General features: G+C 63.2%; 22 protein-coding genes. 16 read left to right on the forward strand and 6 right to left on the reverse strand.

Features of this window, described 5'->3' with window-relative positions:
• The first annotated feature begins 28 nt into the window (after positions 1–28).
• Entirely contained in the window at positions 29–769 is a 741-nt protein-coding gene (locus BM317_RS24400) for a hypothetical protein (protein WP_092476561.1), read from the forward strand.
• Positions 770–1,035: 266 nt separating this feature from the next.
• Here BM317_RS24400 and BM317_RS24405 read toward each other — a convergent pair whose 3' ends face one another.
• A complete protein-coding gene (locus tag BM317_RS24405) occupies positions 1,036–1,662 on the reverse strand; it encodes an acyl-homoserine-lactone synthase (RefSeq protein ID WP_092476563.1) in 627 nt (208 codons plus the stop codon).
• A gap of 136 nt (positions 1,663–1,798) precedes the next feature.
• Between BM317_RS24405 and BM317_RS24410 the strand changes: the two genes are divergently transcribed.
• Entirely contained in the window at positions 1,799–2,029 is a 231-nt protein-coding gene (locus tag BM317_RS24410; protein ID WP_092174384.1) for a hypothetical protein, read from the forward strand.
• A 3-nt stretch (positions 2,030–2,032) separates the two neighbouring features.
• On the opposite strand, the gene BM317_RS24415 is transcribed toward BM317_RS24410, so the two are convergent.
• The 3 genes from BM317_RS24415 to gntB all read right to left on the reverse strand — a co-directional run bounded on the left by BM317_RS24415 (position 2,033) and on the right by gntB (position 4,756).
• Positions 2,033–2,749 carry a LuxR family transcriptional regulator gene (locus tag BM317_RS24415; RefSeq protein ID WP_170866280.1) on the reverse strand — a complete coding sequence of 239 codons (717 nt, stop codon included), beginning with the start codon at positions 2,747–2,749 and terminating at the stop codon, positions 2,033–2,035.
• 143 nt (positions 2,750–2,892) lie between these two features.
• Complete coding sequence (locus BM317_RS24420; protein WP_092174378.1) at positions 2,893–3,792, reverse strand: DMT family transporter; 900 nt, start codon at positions 3,790–3,792, stop codon at positions 2,893–2,895.
• A complete protein-coding gene (gene gntB, locus BM317_RS24425) occupies positions 3,782–4,756 on the reverse strand; it encodes a guanitoxin biosynthesis L-arginine gamma (S) hydroxylase (RefSeq protein ID WP_092476566.1) in 975 nt (324 codons plus the stop codon). The genes BM317_RS24420 and gntB overlap by 11 nt, the downstream gene beginning before the upstream one ends.
• Before the next feature lie 220 nt (positions 4,757–4,976).
• On the opposite strand from gntB, the gene BM317_RS24430 reads away from it, so the two are divergent.
• The 7 genes from BM317_RS24430 to argJ are packed head-to-tail and all read left to right on the forward strand — an operon-like array spanning position 4,977 to position 12,269.
• Positions 4,977–5,789: an enoyl-CoA hydratase/isomerase family protein gene (locus BM317_RS24430; RefSeq protein WP_092174372.1), complete on the forward strand. Its 813-nt coding sequence runs from the start codon at positions 4,977–4,979 to the stop codon at positions 5,787–5,789.
• On the forward strand, positions 5,786–7,174 hold the full coding sequence (locus BM317_RS24435) for an asparagine synthase C-terminal domain-containing protein (protein WP_092476568.1): 1,389 nt from the start codon (positions 5,786–5,788) through the stop codon (positions 7,172–7,174). The genes BM317_RS24430 and BM317_RS24435 overlap by 4 nt, the downstream gene beginning before the upstream one ends.
• Positions 7,175–7,185: 11 nt before the next feature.
• Positions 7,186–8,049, forward strand: a complete 864-nt coding sequence (locus BM317_RS24440) for a TauD/TfdA dioxygenase family protein (protein WP_092174365.1) — start codon at positions 7,186–7,188, stop codon at positions 8,047–8,049.
• Positions 8,050–8,051: 2 nt separating this feature from the next.
• Positions 8,052–8,795 (forward strand): NRDE family protein, encoded by a 744-nt coding sequence (locus BM317_RS24445; RefSeq protein WP_170866281.1) that lies wholly within the window; start codon positions 8,052–8,054, stop codon positions 8,793–8,795.
• Between the two features lie 15 nt (positions 8,796–8,810).
• Complete coding sequence (locus tag BM317_RS24450) at positions 8,811–9,638, forward strand: GNAT family N-acetyltransferase (RefSeq protein WP_092476571.1); 828 nt, start codon at positions 8,811–8,813, stop codon at positions 9,636–9,638.
• A 19-nt stretch (positions 9,639–9,657) separates the two neighbouring features.
• Positions 9,658–11,115 (forward strand): class I adenylate-forming enzyme family protein, encoded by a 1,458-nt coding sequence (locus BM317_RS24455; RefSeq protein ID WP_092476573.1) that lies wholly within the window; start codon positions 9,658–9,660, stop codon positions 11,113–11,115.
• Positions 11,112–12,269 carry a bifunctional glutamate N-acetyltransferase/amino-acid acetyltransferase ArgJ gene (gene argJ, locus BM317_RS24460; protein ID WP_092476574.1) on the forward strand — a complete coding sequence of 386 codons (1,158 nt, stop codon included), beginning with the start codon at positions 11,112–11,114 and terminating at the stop codon, positions 12,267–12,269. Before BM317_RS24455 ends, argJ begins: the two co-directional genes overlap by 4 nt.
• Positions 12,270–12,411: 142 nt before the next feature.
• Here argJ and BM317_RS24465 read toward each other — a convergent pair whose 3' ends face one another.
• Positions 12,412–13,269 carry an SDR family oxidoreductase gene (locus BM317_RS24465; protein ID WP_092174347.1) on the reverse strand — a complete coding sequence of 286 codons (858 nt, stop codon included), beginning with the start codon at positions 13,267–13,269 and terminating at the stop codon, positions 12,412–12,414.
• A 187-nt stretch (positions 13,270–13,456) separates the two neighbouring features.
• Here BM317_RS24465 and exbB point away from each other — a divergent pair, with 187 nt between their 5' ends.
• The 6 genes from exbB to BM317_RS24495 all read left to right on the forward strand — a co-directional run bounded on the left by exbB (position 13,457) and on the right by BM317_RS24495 (position 20,446).
• Positions 13,457–14,425: a tonB-system energizer ExbB gene (gene exbB / locus BM317_RS24470; RefSeq protein ID WP_092476580.1), complete on the forward strand. Its 969-nt coding sequence runs from the start codon at positions 13,457–13,459 to the stop codon at positions 14,423–14,425.
• A gap of 6 nt (positions 14,426–14,431) precedes the next feature.
• Positions 14,432–14,860 carry a TonB system transport protein ExbD gene (gene exbD, locus BM317_RS24475; RefSeq protein ID WP_060740040.1) on the forward strand — a complete coding sequence of 143 codons (429 nt, stop codon included), beginning with the start codon at positions 14,432–14,434 and terminating at the stop codon, positions 14,858–14,860.
• A complete protein-coding gene (locus BM317_RS24480) occupies positions 14,857–15,615 on the forward strand; it encodes an energy transducer TonB (protein WP_092476576.1) in 759 nt (252 codons plus the stop codon). The genes exbD and BM317_RS24480 overlap by 4 nt, the downstream gene beginning before the upstream one ends.
• A gap of 345 nt (positions 15,616–15,960) precedes the next feature.
• Positions 15,961–16,881 (forward strand): hydrogen peroxide-inducible genes activator, encoded by a 921-nt coding sequence (locus BM317_RS24485; RefSeq protein ID WP_053126577.1) that lies wholly within the window; start codon positions 15,961–15,963, stop codon positions 16,879–16,881.
• A gap of 9 nt (positions 16,882–16,890) precedes the next feature.
• Entirely contained in the window at positions 16,891–18,966 is a 2,076-nt protein-coding gene (gene recG / locus BM317_RS24490) for an ATP-dependent DNA helicase RecG (RefSeq protein WP_060740038.1), read from the forward strand.
• 79 nt (positions 18,967–19,045) lie between these two features.
• Positions 19,046–20,446: an aminoacyl-tRNA deacylase and HDOD domain-containing protein gene (locus BM317_RS24495; RefSeq protein ID WP_092174340.1), complete on the forward strand. Its 1,401-nt coding sequence runs from the start codon at positions 19,046–19,048 to the stop codon at positions 20,444–20,446.
• 185 nt (positions 20,447–20,631) lie between these two features.
• On the opposite strand, the gene BM317_RS24500 is transcribed toward BM317_RS24495, so the two are convergent.
• Complete coding sequence (locus tag BM317_RS24500; RefSeq protein ID WP_092174336.1) at positions 20,632–21,015, reverse strand: helicase; 384 nt, start codon at positions 21,013–21,015, stop codon at positions 20,632–20,634.
• 535 nt (positions 21,016–21,550) lie between these two features.
• Here BM317_RS24500 and BM317_RS24505 point away from each other — a divergent pair.
• Entirely contained in the window at positions 21,551–21,934 is a 384-nt protein-coding gene (locus BM317_RS24505; protein WP_092476578.1) for a DUF6124 family protein, read from the forward strand.
• Positions 21,935–22,008: the final 74 nt, after the last annotated feature.

Below are 22,008 nucleotides of genomic sequence, written 5' to 3' on the forward strand. Positions count from 1 at the left end.
GCCGTTTTCGTCTTGAAAGGATTCCACCATGCGCAAAGCGCTTGCTTTCTCGCTGCTCGCCCTTTTTCTGGGCGGTTGCGCCAGCGACCCTGCCGACCGTGACATCAGCGGCACCTGGATCAACCAGGCGGCCATCGACGCTGCCGCCAAGGGCGGCCCGCTGCGCGAAGCGCTGCAAGGCTATGGCCCGAACCTGGAATGGGACGTCAACACCCGGGCCGGCCAGGCGCGCTATACCAACGGCTTTGAAAACGTCGAAGGCAAGTTGCTGGGCGAAGAAGACGGCACCTGGAAAGTCGACTTCTACGGCAGCTCCGCCAGCGAGCTCAAGCGCGACGGCGACCAGTTGAGCCAGGCCGCCACCGAGAACGAGCCGCAGCAGGTGTTCGACCGTGCGAAAGTTCAGGTACCGGAGGGCGCACCCATCGGCGCCAGTTTCGAACGCGCGCTGTATGCCGCCTACCTGGGCGGTACCTGGAACATCGCCAACGGCCCCGGCCAGGGCGCCACCGTGCAGTTCCAACCCGACGGCCAGGTCAGCGGCCTGCCGGGCGCCGACCGTTACGCCCTGTGCCTGGCCGGCGATTGCGCCTCCATGAGCGGCGGCAACGACAACATCTGGCTGCAACAGAACGGCCAGGGCAACACCTGGATCTTTGCCCGCAATGGCAAGACGCTGGAAATTTTCCAGACCGTGAATGCAGCGCTGGCCGATGAAATGCCGTCGTTCACGCCGGGCAACCGGCAGTGGGTGTTGGAAAAGCAGTAAGTCGGATCTGAGCCCTTCAGACCGAAATCCTCTGCTCGCGATAGCGCGGTGAAGCAGCGCCGAACGACGCCCGTTTTGCCTCGAAGAAACCTGACCGCTCCAAGGTATCGGACAACTTCTATAAACCTACCGAAGAGGGTGGTTTCATCTGGCAGCACAATTGAGTTCACAATTGCGAAGCTCTGAAACACGACACCGGCGGTCTGAACGTCCTCGTGTTCAATCAGGCTTGGCGCTTCGGCGGCTTCGCCAGCAAAACGGCGATGCTAAAAATCGGCAGCGTCTCCAAGACATTGGGATCTGTATATATAGGCCTCGATCGCTCGCTCCAGCGCGGCCGTGGTTCGATCATTCAGCTCGATGCGCAGCGCCACCGCCCGTTCCACGCCAACCTGCAAGGCCGGGCCGAAGCGGCTGGTGTCCAATCCCAGACGGATGAGCATCTTCTCGACACCGACGGTGGTAACTGTCACGAACTGCTTCACCCCACACCCGAGGGCGAAATTCACAATGGCGTGGATCGCCTGGACAGTGCCTTGGGAGAAGCCGAAGCGGTTGTCATGGGGCATCTCGATGGCAAACCGGCTCAACTCCCAGATCGAATCGCAGCACGGCGCCGGTTGTCCGTGCAGCAGTTCGGGAAATGTATGCGCCAACATATTCGGCCCGGTGGTAGGAAGGATCCGCCAGCAACCGCAGACGTATGCCTGCTCCGCGCTTCGATTGATGATCATGTAATAAGGATCGAGTGCATCGTACCCATCGATTTCCATGTCATTGATCAGTGGTATATCCCACATCTTCTTTTGCTTGAAGATACGCGCCCGAAGTTTGTGCATGTTATTCAGTGCTTGAGGATTGATCTTGTGGCGACGGCCAATGGAGATAAACATGACGGGTATATACCGGCGGATTGAAATATGTCGCACAGCGTATATTCGCAATGAATAAATGAGACCCTCCCCGATCCGGGAGGTAGTTGGGGCCTGACGGATTTGCTAGTTTTTGCCTTTTGAAGGACTCAGCCCGATGAAGTTACTCAAGACCTCGACCGTGCGCGAGGTTGCGCGCCAAGCCATCAGCCTGCGCCTGGATCAAAAGCAGAGCCAGACCGAGTTCTGGTCAAGGTTCGGCATCAGCCAGGCCTGCGCCAGTCGTATCGAATGCACCAGCCAGGTCCCCGCCCCGGTTTACATTCTGTTGCGCCTGTACTTGAGCGGGCGCCTGCAGGAGAGCGACCTCGCCCAGCGTCCGCAGTGACGCTCAAGGCGTGATCGATTTCTGCTGGATAGCCTTGAGCACTGCCATCTGGCGCGAGCTGACCTGAAACTTGCGGCGAATGTTCTTGAAATGGAAGTCGATTGCCGAGGTTGTACAAGAGAGGATCATCGCGATCTCCCAAGTCGTCTTGCCCGCCGCGCTCCATTGCAGCACCTCTTTCTCCCGTTGCGTCACATGCACCGGCGCATGGTGTTCAGCCTGGGCCTTGAGGACCCGCTCGATGAGGTAGTCACGCAGCATTGTCGCCAGGGGCAAGGTTTCGATCATGGCGCGGGTGGCTCGGGCACCGTGTTCGGAGTGCTTGAGACAGAGCATACCCGCCTCACCCCGTGGACCATGCAGGGGCAGCGCCAGTCCGCGTTGGAGCCCATACACGGCAGCCTCTTCAAAGAACGCCGATTCCGTGGGCCGACGGTAATTTTCACGGTTCCAGAGCAACGGCTGGTTCAGGTTCAGGCAATGCTGGACGATCGGGTCAACCGCCACATAACCCTGGGCGTCGTAACGTTTGCGCCAGGCGCCGGGATAGTCACTGTGGATCAGCACCTGCTGGTTCATGGCCGCGGGACCGGGCTTGAGGCCCAACAGGAAGTTCGCGTAGCCCAGCTTGCAGGTCAGTGTCTTCAACCCTGCCAGCCAATCCTCGAAGCACTCCGTTTCGCTGAGTTGTATCAGCTCATCCATTGCCAGCACAGCCATTCCCTTCCTTGTGACACCGCTCGACGGTGCTCTCATCCTGAGACAGCACGTGAGGGAAACCGCCCCCCTCGCAAAAGTGGGGCGATAAGATAGAGATATGGCGCTTTGAAATCAATGTGCGAGCGAGGCCCTCTGGCAAAGGCTCACGCGCGAGACGGGACAGGCGTTTTTCTGCCCAGGCGGATCAGCTCGTTGGAAAAACACAAGCCGATGATGATCAGTGCCGCGCCCGCGTACAGACTTTCGCGAGGCACCTCATTGAGCACCACAAACGCCAGCAGGGCGGCGAACAGCGGTTCGGTCAGCTCCAAGGCCTGCACCTGGGAGGGCTTGAGGTATTCGATGGCCTTGGTGGTGCAGAAAAAGCCGAGGATGGTCGGCAGCGCAGCCAGCGCCAGCAGCGCGGCAATCGCCAGGGACGACAGCTCACCGATCACGAAACCGTCGGCCGCGGCCGGCATCAACAAGTACAGGCTGCCGAAGAACAGCAGTTGACGGGTGAAGTGCAACCCACCGGACACGCCCATCCGCTTCATGGCGACCGAAAATGCTCCGTAGCCGCAGCCCGCCATGGAAGCCAGTGCAGCGCCTTGGAGCGTGAAGCCCTGCCGCAGGTCGGCACCGAAGATCACCGCGATCCCGGCGATAGCCAGGGCCGCGCCCACGGTGGCGTTGGCGGTGATGGCGTCCTTGAGGAATATACGGCCGAGCACGATGGAGGAGATGGATGCGCTGGCCATCAACATCACGACCACGCCCGCCGCAGCGTAATGCCGATAGGCAGATGTTTCGAAGTGGAACAGCACGAAGATACCGAGGAACGCACAGATCGCCGCCTGGGTCCATTTGGCTGTCGTCGCCGGACGCTTGAGAAACAGCAGCAAAGCCGAGAGCAGCAGACAACCCAGGACCGTCTTTATGACGGCGACACTGCTGGCGGTAAAGCCATTGCTCATGAGCACTTTACTGAGCACGCCGATCGTGGCGTTAAGTGCGGCGGCGGAGAGTGCAAAGATAACGCCTTTGCTGAAACTAGCTTGCATTGATGACGGTCCCTGTCGCTGGTAGGTCGTTCGATAAAATGTCGGCCCACATCGACGGCGCGAAATTGGAGGACATGAAGATCCCGCCAAACCCCGCATTCGTTGTGGCGTATGCCGCGTCGCAGAGCAGGATCCGATGAGCCTTCTTGAGGTTCCAGTACGGAATGGCAGGAAAGAGATGGTGGATCAGGTGAAAGTTCTCTCCATGCATGGCCGTGAAGAAATGCTCGAGCGGATGGCTGAAGCGGTTTCGGGTGGCCTGCAGATCGCTCTTGGCTTGGGCGATCATCGGGTAATGCTCGGCGAGCTCGATGAACCAAGTCAAGGCCTGGAAGGTACTGAGGTAGGGCAAGAGCCAGTAGAGGACATAGCCCTTGGCGCCGAACAGCATCGTCAGGCTCACGCCGAGCACGCCCTGGCAGGCGAGCACCGCAAACAGCTCACGCTTGCTGGGGCTGCGGATCAGTCGGTTGACCAGCAGATACTTCAAGCTCTGCGGTGCGCCCAGGAATAGCAGCGGCCTGATGAGATGCGCAAGCGCGAACCTGGCCGTCGAACGCGCCTCGAACACCCCGGACTGCTGATAGTACCGATAGTCGGGATCGCGCTCCGGGTCACCCAACTTGTGGTGGTGATCCAGGGTGTGGGAGCGCTTGTAGCTGGCCCAGCCCTGGAAAATCAGGTAACCCGAGCACCAGGTGCCGAGGAATTTTTCCAGCCGTTTACTGCGACACAGCGCACCATGCGCCGCTTCGTGCAGCAGCGTGGCCAATGCCCGTTGTCGTGAACCGATCAGCAGGATGGACAACGGCAGCAGCCAGGGACTGGACTGGCCCAGATAGATCGCCAGGCTGATCCAGAACAGGTTCTGCAGCAACGCGAGGGGGCCATGGTAATTGTCGTAGCGGTACAACTGCTTGATCTGGTCCTTGATCTCTTTCGAGAACCGGTGTCTGGGTAACATCGATGATCCTGTTTCATTCGCCTTGGAGACTCGGGCCCTGCGGATAGGGCGTCCGCCAGCCTTCGAGCGGCCGCAGAAGCTAGTGAGTTGCCACGACGCTAACAACCTCCCTGTTCCGGGAGGTACCAGGCCGTACGCGCGCCCTATCTACTAGGCAGTGCCGGGCGCTATCGGGCCCGACAGCACCACTTCGCACCAAGGACGCCACGGGAAGTTAGCGATGCCAGGTCTTGAAAACGATTACCTCACTTACGATTTCGACATTACTTTCGAAAACAGCGTCGCGCTGGTGGCCTTCACCGACTCGCACCGGCACAACCTGTGGTCGATGCCACGGATGGCCCAGCTGACCCGACTGCTGAGACAGTTGAACGAGGATGACGCGGTGGGTGCAGTGCTGCTGCACAGCGGCGAGGGCCGATCGTTCGGTGCCGGCGGCAGCTTCCACGAAACCTCGACATTCACCGGTGGCAACGAGGTCGATGTCTGGATCGATCACGTCACCGACCTGTACATCGCAGCCCTGCAGTTGAACCGTCCGCTGATCGCAGCCATCGATGGCTACGCCATCGGCATCGGCCTGCAGATAGCCCTGACCGCCGACTACCGGATCGGCAGCGATCGCTGCGTGCTGAAGATGCCCGAGTTCGAACTGGGCATCGCCTGCACCTTCGGCGGCTTCATGCTGGAGAAGATCGTCGGTCGCAGCCTGATGCAGAACATGCTGATGTCCTGTGCCGAGTGGCCAGCACCGCGCGCCATGGCCGACGGGTTGCTGCATGCAGTGGCCGATGCCGGACAACTGCGCGCCAGCGCCCTGGAACAGGCCCACCGCGCCGCCGCGTTCACCGATGCCGCGTTCCGCAATACCAAGACCTACCTCAACCGAGACTTCATCGCCGGGCTGGAACAGACTCGCATCGCCGGCAAACAGGCGCATCGCGCGGCCTTCGCCGCTGGCGAGGCACAGGGCCGGATGAAGACGATCCTCAACCGCTCCAGTGTGCAACCGAGCCTGGAGGCGACCCCATGACCGTACAACCCTGGTTGCTGCTTTCCAGCCGTCCCCTCGACCGCTTCGAATCCGCCCACGTGCCGCTGGCCGCCTCGGCTTTCCATGGCTATGCCTCGGCCTGGCCGGTTCCCGCTCCCGACGACCGTCACGATGCGTCTGGCCGTCCTCGCACGCGCCTGCACGTAGGGGGAGACAACCTGATCGAGGTGCAAGGCGACCAGCTGACCGTGACGACCAGCAGCCGCAACACCTGCGCGCTGTACTGGAGCGCCGACCATCAAGGCAACTTCGTTCTGTCAACCGACCTGCTGATCGCTGCCAGCGCCTGGATGAGCCTGACCGATTGCCAGTTGGGCGTGCGCGAACAGGCGGGCGTGCACCTGGACGATCGCTCGAGCATCCATGGCATCGGCCGGTTGTTGCACAGCAGCCGCCTTGAGGTTGTGTTGCAGGGCAACCAGGTGCGCGTCAGGCGTGACGCAATGCAAGACACCCTGGCCCTGCAAAGCGACCGCTACGGCGACGCCCTGTTCGCCGGACAGACGCAGATCAGGGCGTTGCAGGAAAGTATCGCCGGCCATCTGCAGCGGCCCGGCAAGGTCGCCGCACTGGTTTCCGGTGGTGTCGACTCCGGGCTGGTCGCCGCCCTGCTCGCCGCGCAGTGCCCGGACTTCGAAGCCTTCAGCATCGGTACCCCCTGGGGCAACGAGTTCGATGACGCCCAGCAACTGGCCGACGCACTCGGACGCCCACTGAACCGTGTCGAACTCGACCCGCAATCGATCCTGCACGCGCTGCCCCAGACCATCCGCGCCTTTGGCCATCCGCAGCCCCAGGCCGTAGAGATCGGCGTGGCAATCACCGCGTTCTGTCGGCAGCTGGAAGAAGGCCGGACGATTTTCACCGGTTATGGCTCGGATCTGATCAACTCCGGCATGGCCACGGGTGACGGCCTGGCTGAAGATATCCGCAACAGCATCGCGGTCGAGGTCGACAAGACCCGTTACTCCAGCGAACTCACAGGCATCGCGGCCCAAGCCTGCGGCAGCGAACTGGTTCATCCCTACTGGGACCTGCCCGTGCTGCGTAGCGCGCTGGACACGTGTCCGTCGGTCAAGACCACCCGCGGCCGCGAAAAGGGCCACCTGCGCCTTGCCGCCGAACAATGGCTGCCTGCCGAGGTCGCCTGGCGCAAGAAGACCGCCATCCACCACGGCAATGGGTTGGGCACGGCGCTGTCGCAGTTGATCGACGTCACCACCCACCAGTCCGCCAGCGCGCCGGCGCTGTACCGCCAGATACTGGCGACCCAGCTGGACCAGGCCGTACGAGCGCCATTGGCGCCGCTGTGTGCCGAAGACGTACTCGACCGCGCCCTGCACTCACTCGCTCACCGCTGCTGAAGGAACCGCCCATGAACTCATCCGTTTCTTTGCGCGACCTGCGCGGCCAGACCCTGACCGCCTCTGGCCTGGGCGTCCATCTGCCGGACGAAACACCGCTGGCGGCCGTTCGCCAGGCGGTGCTCGACCATGGCGTGACCCTGCTGCGCAACGTCCACTTCGACGAAGACAGCTTTCGGCAGTTCGTCGAAAGCCTGGGGGACAAGGTGTCCTACGACGAGGGCAGCGCCAACGTTGGCTACGGCTTCGCCGACATCCTCAAGCTCGACGGCACCCACGATAAGGAAAAGGTCATTACCGGCCGTGGCAGCCTGCCGCTGCATACGGACGGCATCCTGCTCGGCACCCAGGTCGACCTCATCATCCTGTATGCCGCCGACGTTGCGAACATCGACGAAGATGGCGCAACCGTCGTGTGCGACCAGCTCGCGGCCTGGAAGGACATGCCCGAATCGTTGCGCCAACCGCTGCTGGACGGCCGGCTCGAATACCTGGCCTTTGAGCGAGGCTACTTCGCCACGGTGCCCGAGGGCTGGTATCCGATATCCACGTTCCGCGACTACGGCCGTGTCCGCTCGCTCAACCTCGCGTTGCCTTTCGACAGCCAGGTCAAGGCCAGTTGGGATGTCCGCGTGCCCGGGCTGAGCGAGGACGCATCGGCTGCCTGGTTCGCGGAACTGGAACGGCACCTGACAGCCGACCCGTACCTGTACTGCCATCGCTGGCACAAGGGTGACCTGTTGATCATCGATAACCAGCGCACCCTGCACGGCCGGCGCGGGCTGTTGCCCAATACCTGCCGCAAGCTGCTACGCGGCCAGGTGACGTTCGAGGCCATCGCCTCGGCACCCGGCGCGGCGCTGGAGAGCGCCTGAGCGTGTGCACGATCATTGCCGCGCTCGGCCTTTCACCCCAGTGGCCGGTGTTGCTGGCCACGGTGCGGGACGAGTCGGTCGCACGCCCATGGCAAGCCCCGGCCGCGCATTGGCCCGAGCAGCATCCACAGGTGATCGGCGGCCTGGACCTGCAATCCGGCGGCACCTGGCTGGCGCTTGACGTTCACCAGCACCGCGCGAGTTTTCTGGTCAACCGCCCAGAGCACGTCGCCGGTAAAACCCGCAGCCGTGGCGAGCTGCCGCTCATCGCATTGCAAGCACCCGCGCACCGCTGGGACGCCGACAGCCTGAGCCAGTACAACGGCTTCATCCTGGGACTGGCCGATGCCAACGGCCTGGTGCTCCATCAATGGGACACCCGGACCCTGCGCTCGGTGCGTCTGGGCCAGGGTCTCCACGGCCTGTGCTACCGCGGCATCGGCGCGGATCACCCACGCCTGGCACGACACCTGCCCCGTTTCGCCGCCAGCCCGCTGCCTCGGCCCCTCGCGACGGCCTCCCCGGCGCAAGCCTGGGGTCGCTGGCTGCACCTATTGGCCGATGGCGGCCAGTACAGCAGCGCCGACGATGCGCTGATGTGGCGGCGCGACGTTGAAGGCGGTCCCTGGGCCTCTCAATCGGCCGCTTGCCTGGCGCTGGGCAAACAACAGTCGCGACTGGACTTCAGCGCCTCGCCACTGGACCCGACCAGTTGGCGCAACTTGCCGTCCCCTTTATCCCATTAGAACGAGAATGCTGCCTTGAACATCCACCCCCTCGCGCCGGATCAATACCCCCAGTTGCTGGCTTTTATCGGCCAGTCGAACGATGCCGACGCCCAGTTGTTCCTCGCCGGCGCACTGAGCAATCGCGCCGAGGGACTGCAAGTCTATGTGCGTCAGGAGGGCGGCCACCTGCTCGGTGCCGTCGCCCTGTTGCCCAGCCTGCCGCCGTTCGCCGTGCCGGTCATCCTCGTTGCCGGCGAGCCGGACGCAGCGTTGCTGGCACACGTTGCCGCAGGGCATGTCAGCCCGCAGATGGCGATCGGTCCCAAGGCCGTCCTGGAGCGCTTGCTGGAACACTGGCCGGCCGCCTGGCGGCCGCTGATCGGGCGGCGCGACGAAGTGCTGCTCAAGCAGTTCGCCCCTTTCCCGGTCGAATCGACGCCGGCACTCAGCACCCGCCTGGCCGGGCCTGAGGACGAAGCCACCCTGGTTGGCTACCGGATCCAGATGGAGAAAGACTCCGGCGTAAAGCTCGTGTCCAGTAGCGAACAGGCCACGCATACCGTCCGCCAGCTCACCCAGCGCCAGGCTCTGCATGTGATCGAGGTGGACGGCCAGCTCGGCGGCTGCACGGCCCTGACCAGCCAGGACGAACAGCACGAGCAACTGGGCTTCATCTTCGTCGAGGCCCGTCACCGGCTGCGTGGCGTTTCGGACAGGCTGCTGAGTGACGTCTGTGCCGGCATCCACCGCCGCCAGCGCAAGCCGCTGACGTTTACCTGCAGCGGCGGCCCGTTGCGTCATCGCCTGGGTGAGATCGGCTTTCGCACAGTGGGCGAACATTTGAAGCTGTATTTCGGCTGATCACCAAGGAATCCAACGAATGTTCCAGCGCCAGTTCCTCAGCATGGTTGCGCATCATCGAGACCATCCGGCAGTCATCGACAGCCACGGCACGTCCAGCACCTACGGCGACCTGCTGCAAGCCATCGACCTGTTGCGCGCCCGCTTGCAGGCTGCGGGCCTGCGAGAAGGCGATGTGGTGGCGACCCAACTTGGCAACAGCACCGGCTATGTGGCGCTCTTGTTCGCCATGGCCAGCCTGGGCCTGGTCCATTGCCCGATCAATCTGGCCAGCAGTGCCGAGCACCGGGCGATGCGCCTGACCCAGGTCGGTGCCACCGTTCTGGTCAACGAACAGGGCATCGTACCCGACGGCATCGATGTACCCGGCTTCGCCCTGCACACCTCGATCCCCGTCAACCAGGAAGCTCCCGCCTGGCAGGAGCGAACCGGGCTGATGCGCATGCAGGAAACCTCCGGCAGCACGGGTACGCCGAAACTCGCCCTATGGCGCCAGGACCGCCTGTTTCGGGAGATCCTGCACTGGGTCGAGTGCGCCTGCCTCGATGACAGCGCGCGCTACCTGAACATCCACACCCTCGATGGCGGCCATGCCGTCGACCTCCATGTGTTTCCTGCCTTGCTGACGGGCGCCACGCTTTACCTGGGCGAAGCGTCCCGAATCGAGGACACCCTGCGCACCCTCGACGAGAAGCGCATCAGCGTGATGAGCGCGTTGCCCTCGCAATACCTGGCGCTGGCGCAAGCCGCGCAACGGCTCGGCACCCGGTTGCCGGCGCTGACCCGGCCGTTCTGCGGCGGCGCCTACCTGGACGATCAGGTGGTGCTGGAAGCCGAGCGCGGTCTGGGCATACACATCAAGCGAATCTATGGTTCCACCGAGTTCGGCATGATCCTGGCCAATTTCGCCCCCGGCCCACAGGTCAACTGCGGCATGCGTGCGGTGGGGGATGTCGAGGTGACACTGGCGGTACTCGACCCCGCGCAGCCGGAGGTCGGCGAAATCGTCGCTCGCTCCGCGCATCGGGGCTCCGGTTACTTCCCCCTCCCGGCCAACCCGGTCGAGGACGACACCTATCCCACCGGGGATGTCGCCCGCAGACTGGACGATGGCAGCCTGATGCCCTTGGGACGAACGAACGACGCCCTGCTGACCGCACAGGGGACACAGTTCACGCCCGCCCTGGAAGGACGTCTTGCACAGTCGCTGGTACTCGAACGGGTGGTCGTGCTGGTCGACGAACAGGATCGCCGTCGCGCCCACGTGGTGCTGCAAGCCAGTCCCGTCATCGCTGCTCAAAAGCGCTCGACGCTTGTCATGCTGCTGGAGCGACTGGGCGTTGCCGCTGGCATCGCGGCGATCGAAAGGATACCGTTGACGCCGACCGGCAAGCCGGACCGCATGCGCTTGCGCATGCTGCTCGGCACAAGGCACACAGGCATGGAATCAATCATTCATCTGAAGGACCTGACATGAGCGCCACGCACATTCAGCCAAAAGGCTTTCGTAGCATCATCGCCAACCTGGGCATCAAGGACAGCCGCGACGATTTCATGGCCGTCATCTCCGACGTGCCGGCCAGCATCAGTGCCGTGTTCACTCAATCGCGCTTCGCCGGCCCGAGTGTGACGCTGTCCCGCGAGGTCGCCCAGCGTGATACCGCACAAGGCGTGGTGGTGATCGCGCGCAACGCCAACGTCGCCACAGGCCCCGAAGGCTTGGCCAATGCCCAGGAAGTTCGCGCGGGGCTGGCCCGGGCTGTGGACATCGACCCGCAGGCGCTGGTGATCGCCTCGACCGGCGTGATCGGTCGCCAGTATCCGATGGAGAAGATCCGCACCTTCCTGGGCAACGTACCGCCCCTGCAACCCGCCGACTTCCAACGCTGCGCGGCGGCGATCATGACCACCGACACCCACACCAAGTACGCAGCACGCCAGGTCGGCAACGCAAGCCTGGTGGGCATCGCCAAGGGCGTGGGAATGATCGAGCCGAACATGGCGACCCTGCTGACGTTCTTCTTTACCGATGCCCGCATCGCCCCCGATGTGCTGGATGCGCTGTTTCGTCGGGTGATCGACAAGACCTTCAATGCCTTGAGCATCGATACCGATACCTCCACCAGCGACTCCGCGGCGATCCTCGCCAACGGACTGGCGGGCGAAGTGGACATGGTCGAATTCGAGCAAGCGCTTTATGACATCGCCCTTGGGCTGGTGCGCATGATCGCCTCGGACGGCGAAGGCGCGAGCAAGGCGCTGGAGGTGCACGTCACGGGGGCGCGTGATGATGCGCAGGCCAAGCGTGTGGCCAAGGCCATCGTCAACTCGCCGCTGGTCAAGACCGCTGTCCATGGCGCAGACCCGAACTGGGGGCGCGTAGCCATGGCAATCGGAAAGTGCGAGGCAGAGCAGGACATCGACCCGGACAAGGTACGCATCGTTTTTGGTGAGACCGAGGCGTATCCGCACCAGTTGGACGAGGCCGGGCTACTGGCGGTCAAGGGTTACCTGCAGGGCAAGGAAGTGCTGATCTCGGTCGACCTGAACATCGCCCAAGGACAGTTCACCGTCTATGGGTGCGATCTTTCGGAGGGTTACATCCGCATCAACGCCGACTACACGACCTGAGTGCAGGCGTGGGCTGGAGTTCGAGGGTGGATCCATGGTGCCCGTGCATTCGATGGGCACCACGGCGCCTGCGCGGGCCACAGCAATAGCGGCTCACAGCCAACGAGCGAGCCTAGGCCCCAAAGGCATCGTTGATGCCGTGTCAGCAGCGCCCTTCCAGAATCGCCGCATACCCCTCGCGAAAACTCGGATAACGCGGCGACCAGCCCAGGGCCTTGGCCCGGGCGTTGCTGCAGCGCTTGCTACCGGCGCGGCGGACGCTGGCGTTTTCGGCCCATTGGGTGACACCCATGTAGTTGCGCAGCCAGCCCACCACGTCGGCCAGCGCGGCGGGAGTGTCGTCGACGCCGATGTAGCAGTCTTCCAGGGGCTTGCCCTGGCGATCGGCTTCCAGCAGAAAGGCCAGCAGGCCCGCCGCGTCGTCGGCATGGATGCGGTTGGCGTACAGGGGCGGATCTTCCACCACGCTGTAGCCCTGGCGCACCTGGTTCAGCAGCCATTCGCGGCCCGGGCCATAGATGCCGGTCAGGCGCACGCGGCTGGCGGGGATACCACTGTCCAAGGCCACTTGCTCGGCTTCGAGCATCAGCCGGCCGGAATACCCCCCGGCCACGGTGGGAGAGGTTTCATCCACCCATTCCCCCGCTTGCTGCCCATACACACTGCTGCTGGACACAAACAGCAGACGCTTGGGCCGCTGCCCGTGCTGCTCCAGCCAGCCCAACACATGCTGCAAGCCTTCGACATACGCCGTGCGATATCCCGCTTCGTCATGGTCGGTGGCCGCGGCGCTGTACACCAGGTAATCCAGCGAACCGGTGGGCCAATCGGCCGGGCATTGCTCGCTGAACAGATCCCCCGCCACCCCGATGACGCCGGCCGGCAGGCTCGAAACCGTACGCCGCAGGCCATGGACCTGCCAATGTTCGGCCAATAACTGGCGGGCCAGGCGGCCGCCGATATCACCGCAGCCGGCGATCAAAACAGAAGGCGCGGACATCAAGAACTCCTCTGGCAAAGCCGCAGACTAGCCTCCGAGGGGGACGAGCGGCTAGCCATGGGACAAAAAAAGTAACTGTATTACTTTTGTTAACAAGAATTACTTGCAATAATGCCCGCCACTTTTGTTCTCGGCCCACGAGGCCTGGAAGAACATCAACCTTCTTTTTTTCTCAGGTCCGGCCAGCATGAAACGCTCTCTATCCCCCGCTTCGCCAACCAACCGACCTCGTGCCTGGAGCACGGTAGCCGCCCTGCTGTTCAGCCTGCTGCTGGCACCTGCCGCCGCGCTCGCGGATGCCCAGACGCCCGCCACGACGCCAGCCACCACCCCGGCCGCCCAGGCACCGGCAGACCCGGCCGCTCCTGCTGCGACGCCGGTCGCCACCGATCCGGCCCAAGCCGTCGAGGCCCAGGCACCTGAAATGCTCGAAGCCGACAATACCCTGGGCATGGCCCACGACCTGTCGCCATGGGGCATGTACAAGAACGCCGACATTATCGTGAAAATCGTGATGATCGGCCTGGCCATCGCCTCGATCATCACCTGGACCATCTGGATTGCCAAAGGCTTCGAACTGCTGGGTGCCAAGCGTCGCTTGCGCGGTGAAATCGCCGCCCTGAAAAAAGCCGCCACCCTCAAGGAAGCCAGCACCACCGCCGCGAAGGAAGGCACCCTCGCCAACCTGCTGGTGCACGACGCGCTCGAAGAGATGCGGCTGTCGGCCAACAGCCGCGAGAAAGAAGGCATCAAGGAACGCGTGAGTTTCCGCCTGGAGCGCCTGGTTGCCGCCTGCGGTCGCAACATGAGCAGCGGCACCGGCGTGCTCGCCACCATCGGTTCCACCGCCCCCTTCGTCGGCCTGTTCGGCACCGTGTGGGGCATCATGAACAGCTTCATCGGCATCGCCAAGACCCAGACCACCAACCTCGCCGTCGTCGCCCCAGGCATCGCCGAAGCCCTGCTGGCAACGGCCCTGGGCCTGGTCGCGGCCATTCCAGCCGTGGTGATCTACAACGTCTTCGCCCGCTCCATTGCCGGCTACAAGGCCCAGGTCTCCGACGCTTCGGCGCAAGTCCTGCTGCTGGTCAGCCGTGACCTCGATCACCTGCCGTCCGAGCGCAGCTCGCAACCGCACATGGTGAAAGTGGGGTAATCGGCCATGGGCCTGCATTTGAAAGAAGGCGCAGACGACGATCTGGCCGAGAACCACGAAATCAACGTCACGCCGTTCATCGACGTGATGCTGGTGCTGTTGATCATCTTCATGGTGGCCGCCCCGCTGGCCACCGTGGACATCAAGGTCGACCTGCCTGCGTCGACGGCAAAGCCTTCGCCGCGGCCGGAAAAACCGGTGTTCCTCAGCGTCAAGGCCGACCAACGCCTGTTCCTGGGTGAAGACGAGGTCAAGGCCGACACCCTCGGCGCGACCCTCGACGCCAAGACCCAGGGCAAGAAAGACACGACGATCTTCTTCCAGGCCGATAAAGGCGTGGACTACGGCGACCTGATGAGCGTGATGGACGCGCTGCGAAGCGCCGGCTACCTGAAGGTCGGCCTGGTCGGACTCGAGACGGCGCCCAAGAAATGATCACGACGCGCCAAAAGCTGACGCGTTACAGCGGTAGCCTGGTGGTGGTATTGGGCGTGCATGCGCTCGCCATCGCCCTGGCACTGAACTGGACCTCGCGCGCGCCCATCGAATTGCCGCCCCAGGCGATGATGGTCGAACTGGCGCCAGTGCCTGCCCCGCCACCGCCGGCACCGCCAAAAATCGTCACACCGCCGCAACCGCCCGAGCCGGTCGAAGAGCTGCCGCTGCCCAAGCTTGCCGAAGCGCCGAAGCCGGAAATCGCCGTGCCCAAGCCGGTCAAGCCCAAGCCCAAGCCTCAACCGCCCAAACCCAAGCCCGTGGTCGAGAAAAAGCCGGAGCCGCCGAAGGAACAGCCGTCGGAGCAGAAACCGAACGACACTCAGCCGACCCAGGCACCGACCGAGAAGTCCGCGCAACCGGCGCCCGGCCCGTCACCTGCGCAAACGGCCGCCAAGGCCAATTGGCAGGGCACGCTGCTGGCGCACTTGGGCAAGTACAAGAAGTACCCGCCCAGGGCTCAGCAAATGAACAAGGAAGGCACCAACCGCTTGCGTTTCGTGGTGGATGCCGACGGCAACGTGCTGTCATTCGAATTGGTGGGCAGTTCCGGCACGGAGTTGCTGGACCGGGCCACACTGGAAATGATCCGCCGCGCCCAACCGCTGCCCAAGCCACCGGCGGAGTTGCTGACCAACGGCACCATCGAACTGACGGCACCGTTTGTGTACTCCATCGACAAGCGCCGGCGCTGATCGCAAATTTGCAAGCCCCTGTAACAGGGGCTTCTTATTTTTGTGGTGATTTATCCGGGTAGGGGCTTTATCTGTGGCGAGGGGATTTATCCCCGCTGGGGCGCGTAGCGCCCCTAAAAATAGATGACCTCATCTTCCTGACTTCCCGACGACAGTCGTGTTTTTGAGGGCTGCTGCGCAGCCCAGCGGGGATAAATCCCCTCACCACAGATAAATCCCCTCGCCACAGATAAATCCCCTCGCCACACAGACATTCGACAGTGTCACACCGCGCCCCCAGTCTGATAACGTGCGTCTATCGATTGCAGCCGGTATGCTTGGCTCGCAACTTCACGGACGCTCGCCATGACCCTCACAGAATTACGCTACATCGTGACCCTCGCCCAAGAGCAGCATTTCGGCCATGCGGCCGAGCGTTGCCACGTCAGCCAGCCGACGCTGTCGGTGGGCGTGAAAAAACTTGAAGACGAACTCGGTGTGCTGATTTTCGAGCGCAGCAAAAGCGCCGTGCGCCTGACCCCGGTGGGTGAAGGCATCGTCGCCCAGGCACAGAAAGTCCTGGAGCAGGCCCAAGGCATTCGCGAACTGGCCCAGGCCGGCAAGAACCAACTGACCGCCCCGCTGAAAGTCGGCGCGATCTACACCGTCGGCCCATACCTGTTCCCCCACCTGATTCCACAACTGCACCGGGTTGCCCCGCAGATGCCGTTGTACATCGAAGAAAACTTCACCCACGTGCTGCGCGACAAGCTGCGCAACGGCGAGCTGGACGCGATCATCATCGCCCTGCCGTTCAACGAAGCCGACGTCTTGACCCTGCCGCTCTACGACGAGCCTTTCTACGTCCTGATGCCGGCAGAGCACCCCTGGACCCAGAAAAAAACCATCGACGCGGCCCTGCTCAACGACAAGAGCCTGCTGCTGCTCGGCGAAGGCCATTGCTTCCGCGACCAGGTGCTCGAAGCCTGCCCGACCCTGACCAAGGGCAGCGAAGGGGCCAAGCACACCACGGTGGAATCCAGCTCCCTGGAAACCATTCGCCACATGGTCGCATCCGGCCTGGGCATCTCGATCCTGCCGCTGTCGGCAGTGGACAGCCATCATTACTCCCCCGGCGTGATCGAAGTCCGCCCGCTGACACCGCCCGTGCCGTTCCGTACCGTCGCCATCGCCTGGCGCGCCAGTTTCCCGCGGCCCAAGGCCATCGAAATCCTCGCCGACTCGATCCGCCTGTGCTCCGTGGCCAAGCCGCCCGCTGGCAAGTAAGCCGCGGTCATGACTGAGCTGTCGAAAGTGCCGGTCACGACACTCAAGGGTGTCGGTGAAGCCATGGCCGAGAAATTGGCCAAGGTCGGCCTGGAAAACCTCCAGGACCTGCTGTTTCACCTGCCGTTGCGTTACCAGGACCGCACCCGCGTGGTGCCCATCGGCCATCTGCGTCCGGGGCAGGATGCGGTGATCGAAGGCACCGTCAGCGGCGCCGACGTGGTCATGGGCCGCCGCCGCAGCCTGGTGGTGCGCCTGCAGGATGGCACCGGCGGGCTCAGCCTGCGCTTCTATCACTTCAGCAACGCGCAAAAGGAAGGCCTCAAGCGTGGCACCCGCGTGCGCTGCTACGGTGAGGCGCGGCCCGGGGCGTCGGGGCTGGAAATCTACCACCCGGAATACCGCAGCATCACCGGCGATGAACCGCCGCCCGTGGATGAAACCCTGACTCCGGTCTATCCGCTCACCGAAGGCCTGACCCAGCAACGCCTGCGTCAGCTCTGCCAGCAAACCCTGACGTTGCTCGGCCCCAGCAGCCTGCCCGACTGGCTGCCCACGGAACTGGCCCGGGATTACCACTTGGCGCCGCTGGCCGACGCGATCCGCTACTTGCATCATCCGCCCGCCGACGCCGACGTGGACGAACTCGCCCTCGGCCATCACTGGGCCCAGCATCGCCTGGCGTTCGAAGAGCTGCTGACCCATCAACTGTCCCAGCAACGCCTGCGCGAAAGCCTGCGTTCCCTGCGCGCGCCGGCCATGCCCAAGGCCAGGGACCTGCCGGCCCGCTACCTGGCCAACCTCGGCTTCACCCCCACAGGCGCCCAGCAACGAGTCGGCAACGAAATCGCCTACGACCTGAGCCAGCCCGAGCCAATGCTGCGGCTGATCCAGGGCGATGTCGGCGCCGGCAAGACCGTGGTCGCCGCCCTCGCCGCGCTGCAGGCCTTGGAGGCGGGTTATCAGGTGGCGCTGATGGCGCCCACCGAGATTCTCGCCGAACAACACTTCATCACCTTCCAGCGCTGGCTCGAACCGCTGGGCATCGAAGTCGCCTGGCTGGCCGGCAAGCTCAAGGGCAAGAACCGCGCCGCCGCCCTGGCGCAGATCGCCGAGGGCGCACCGATGGTGGTCGGCACCCATGCGCTGTTCCAGGACGAAGTGCAGTTCAAGAACCTGGCCCTGGTGATCATCGACGAACAGCATCGCTTCGGCGTGCAACAGCGCCTGGCCCTGCGGCAGAAAGGCGTCGGTGGGCGGATGTGCCCTCATCAACTGATCATGACCGCCACGCCGATCCCGCGGACCCTGGCGATGAGCGCCTACGCCGACCTCGACACCTCGATCCTCGACGAACTGCCTCCCGGCCGCACGCCGGTCAATACCGTGTTGGTCACCGATACCCGACGAGTGGAAGTGATCGAGCGCGTGCGCAGCGCCTGTGCCGAGGGCCGGCAGGCCTATTGGGTGTGTACGCTGATCGAAGAGTCGGAAGAACTGACCTGCCAGGCGGCCGAAACCACCTTCGAGGACCTCACCGCCGCCCTCGGCGAGTTGAAGGTCGGGTTGATCCACGGCCGCATGAAGCCCGCCGAGAAAGCCGCGGTGATGGCTGAATTCAAGGCCGGCGCCCTGCAACTGCTGGTCGCCACCACCGTGATCGAGGTGGGCGTCGACGTGCCCAATGCCAGCCTGATGATCATCGAAAACCCCGAGCGCCTGGGCCTGGCGCAGTTGCACCAGCTGCGCGGCCGAGTGGGCCGGGGCAGCGCCGCCAGCCATTGCGTCTTGCTCTATCACCCGCCGCTGTCGCAGATCGGCCGCCAGCGGCTGGGGATCATGCGCGAAACCAACGACGGTTTCGTCATCGCCGAAAAAGACCTCGAGTTGCGCGGCCCCGGTGAAATGCTCGGCACACGCCAGACAGGTCTGCTTCAATTCAAGGTAGCCGACCTGATGCGCGACGCCGATCTGCTCCCCGCCGTACGCGACGCCGCCCAGGCCCTGCTGGAACGCTGGCCCGACCACGTCAGCCCGCTGCTGGATCGCTGGCTGCGTCATGGGCAGCAATACGGCCAAGTGTGAGCACGCGCTCAGTTTTCCAGACCCGCGTGCAGGACAAGCTGGTTATACTGACCAACTTGTAGGAAAACGGATACAGACCATGACAGAAGCTGCCCTCGTCCCCGAAGCCCCGCACGCTCCGTCTGTTATTCGGCTGTTGCTCGAGAAATTGGGCATCGGCTATGACGAAGTACTCGAACGACCCGGCCTGAACCCTGCCCGCAAAGTGCAGGCGGTGTTGCTGCACGATGCCGTTGGCGCGCTCATGGTGCTGTTTCCGCAAAGCCAGCTGCTGGACCTCAACCGCCTGGCCGAACTCACCGGGCGCAAGCTCACGGCAGTGCCGACCGAACGCCTGGAGCGCATGCTCGGCAAACACAGCCTGAGCCTGCTGCCCGGCCTGCCGGCGCTGACCAGCTCACCGTGCCTGTATGAAGAAAGCCTGCTGCGCGAACCGAAGCTGCTGATCAACTCCGGCGAGCCGGGGCTGCTGCTGGAAGTGACCAGCGAAGCGTTCAAGACCATGCTCACCAAGGCCAGCGCCGCGACGTTCGGCGAAGCCGTGAGCAACATCACCCCCAACCTGGACCGCCCCCACGACGACCGCGCGGAAATCACCCAGGCTGTGCAGGCGTTCACCGCCCGGCGTATCCAGCAACGGCTGGAAGAAACCATCGAGATCCCACCGCTGGCTGAAACCGCGCAAAAAATCATCAAGCTGCGGGTCGACCCCGACGCCACCATCGACGACATCACCGGCGTGGTGGAAACCGACCCGGCCCTGGCCGCGCAAGTGGTGAGCTGGGCCGCCTCGCCCTACTACGCGTCGCCGGGCAAGATTCGTTCAGTGGAAGACGCCATCGTGCGGGTACTGGGCTTCGACCTGGTGATCAACCTGGCACTGGGCCTGGCCCTGGGCAAGACCCTGAGCTTGCCCAAAGACCACCCGCAACACACCACGCCGTACTGGCACCAGTCGATCTACACCGCCGCCGTCATCGAAGGCCTGACCCGCGCCATGCCGCGCGCCCAGCGTCCCGAGGGTGGCCTGACCTACCTGTCCGGCCTGCTGCACAACTTCGGTTACCTGCTGCTGGCCCACGTGTTCCCACCGCACTTCTCGCTGATCTGCCGACACCTGGAGGTCAACCCGCACCTGTGCCACAGCTACGTGGAACAGCACCTGCTGGGCATCAGTCGCGAACAGATCGGCTCATGGCTGATGCGCTACTGGGACATGCCCGACGAACTGGCCACCGCCCTGCGCTTCCAGCACGACCCGCACTACGACGGCGAATACGCCGCCTACCCGAACCTGGTGTGCCTGGCCGTGCGCCTGCTGCGCTCGCGAGGGATCGGCTCCGGTCCGGACGAGGAGATTCCCGATGCTCTGCTCGAGCGCATAGGGCTGTCTCGGGACAAGGTCAATGACGTGGTCAGTAAAGTGCTTGAAGCCGAAGCGCTACTGCGCGAACTGGCTTCGCAGTTCAGCCATGGCTGAATAGATTCACCTGCCTTGTGCAAGTGAGTGAAGCTCTTGTGGCGAGGGGATTTATCCCCGCTGGGCTGCGAAGCGGCCCTAAAACCAACCTCCCCAGTCATGCAGGCTAAACACAGTCAACCTTTTTGGGCCTGCTGCGCAGTCCAGCGGGGATAAATCCCCTCGCCACAAGTATCCGCAGCGCCTCAGATCTTCGCTTTCGCCTTCCTCGGCTTCAAGTACTTGGTCAGCCCCTGAAACCAGATCACCAGCGCCGGGTTGCCCTTGATCTGGATCGACTTGTCCTGAATCCCCATCATGAATGCCAGTTGCTTGTTCCTGGCCTGCATCGTGGCGAAGCCATAGGCGGCGTCCTTGAAGGCGATGGCGAAGGCCGGGGTCGGATAAACGCCGGACTGGCTGGTGATGCGCTGGTTTTTCACGGTGAAATGCCGGGCGACCTTGCCGTCCAGGGTCTGCAGCTGGAACACCAGCTCCTTGTCGCCCAACTGCTGCTGGAACGCCGGATTGGTCCGGCTGGCCTTGCCCATCAACAACCCCAGCATCCACAGCAGAAAACGAAATTTCATGGGCACAGCCTCGTGAGAAAAGATCAATGCTGGCAGTTTAGCGATTCTTCGGCATAACGCCATCATCGGATCGCTTTGTCGGAAGATAAGCTGGTTTTCGCGAAAGATGACTACCAAGTCACAAAACCTAAAATCAAAAGATCGCAGCCTTCGGCAGCTCCTACATCGGTTTCTGTAGGAGCTGCCGAAGGCTGCGATTTTTTGATCCCTTTCCCCTGCCCAACCCTCGGACATTTCCTTCAACACGCCGGGCTGTTCGTGAACTAGGCAGGGCTCTGGGGCACCGCTAACCTTTGTTCGTCATCGCAAAAAACGGTGACACGGACGTGCAAGTCCGGTACATATCGGCGCGCAACTGCTACGCCAAACGGCTCATGCTCGTATTGGTGTGTTTATGGCGGCTGCGTGCGGGAGACTCTCGAGGTCTGCCGGGGTCCGATATGCCCGGTCTTGCACACCCGCGCGTAGCTGCCACCTCTTTCGGTGCAACGAAAGGTGTCAGCCTTCATTCAATTACATATCGGGTAATGCATTTATGTTCAAGGTCACTCCAAATCCGCCACAAAACGGCCACAAATCCCGCGTCGAAGCGCAAGAAGAAAAAAAGCTCGAAGACGCCGCCACCCGCGCCCTCGATTACTACCTCAAACCCAAACCCTCTGACCCACCCGAAATCGATAAAAGCCAGCTTTTCATCGTCGCTCCCCACATCGACACCGAAACCCTGCTCGCCAACGCCTCCGAAGACCTGCTGTCCATCAGCACCATCGCCGCCGACCTGGCTGACGACGTGGATGACTCACGCCGCTGCATCGCCCTGGCAATCAGCCGCATGGCCGATGGGGTGCAGTTGTTGGTCGAGCGGGCGTTGGATCATCTGGAAACCAGGGAGATAGCGGCGCCTGATGCCAAGGGATAGCGCTTGCATTGATGCAGGCTGAGCCGACGCCATCGCGAGCAAGCTCGCTCCCACAATTGGATCGGGTGCAACCG

It is taken from the genome of Pseudomonas sp. NFACC24-1, assembly GCF_900115235.1.
Classification (GTDB): domain Bacteria; phylum Pseudomonadota; class Gammaproteobacteria; order Pseudomonadales; family Pseudomonadaceae; genus Aquipseudomonas; species Aquipseudomonas fluorescens_AA.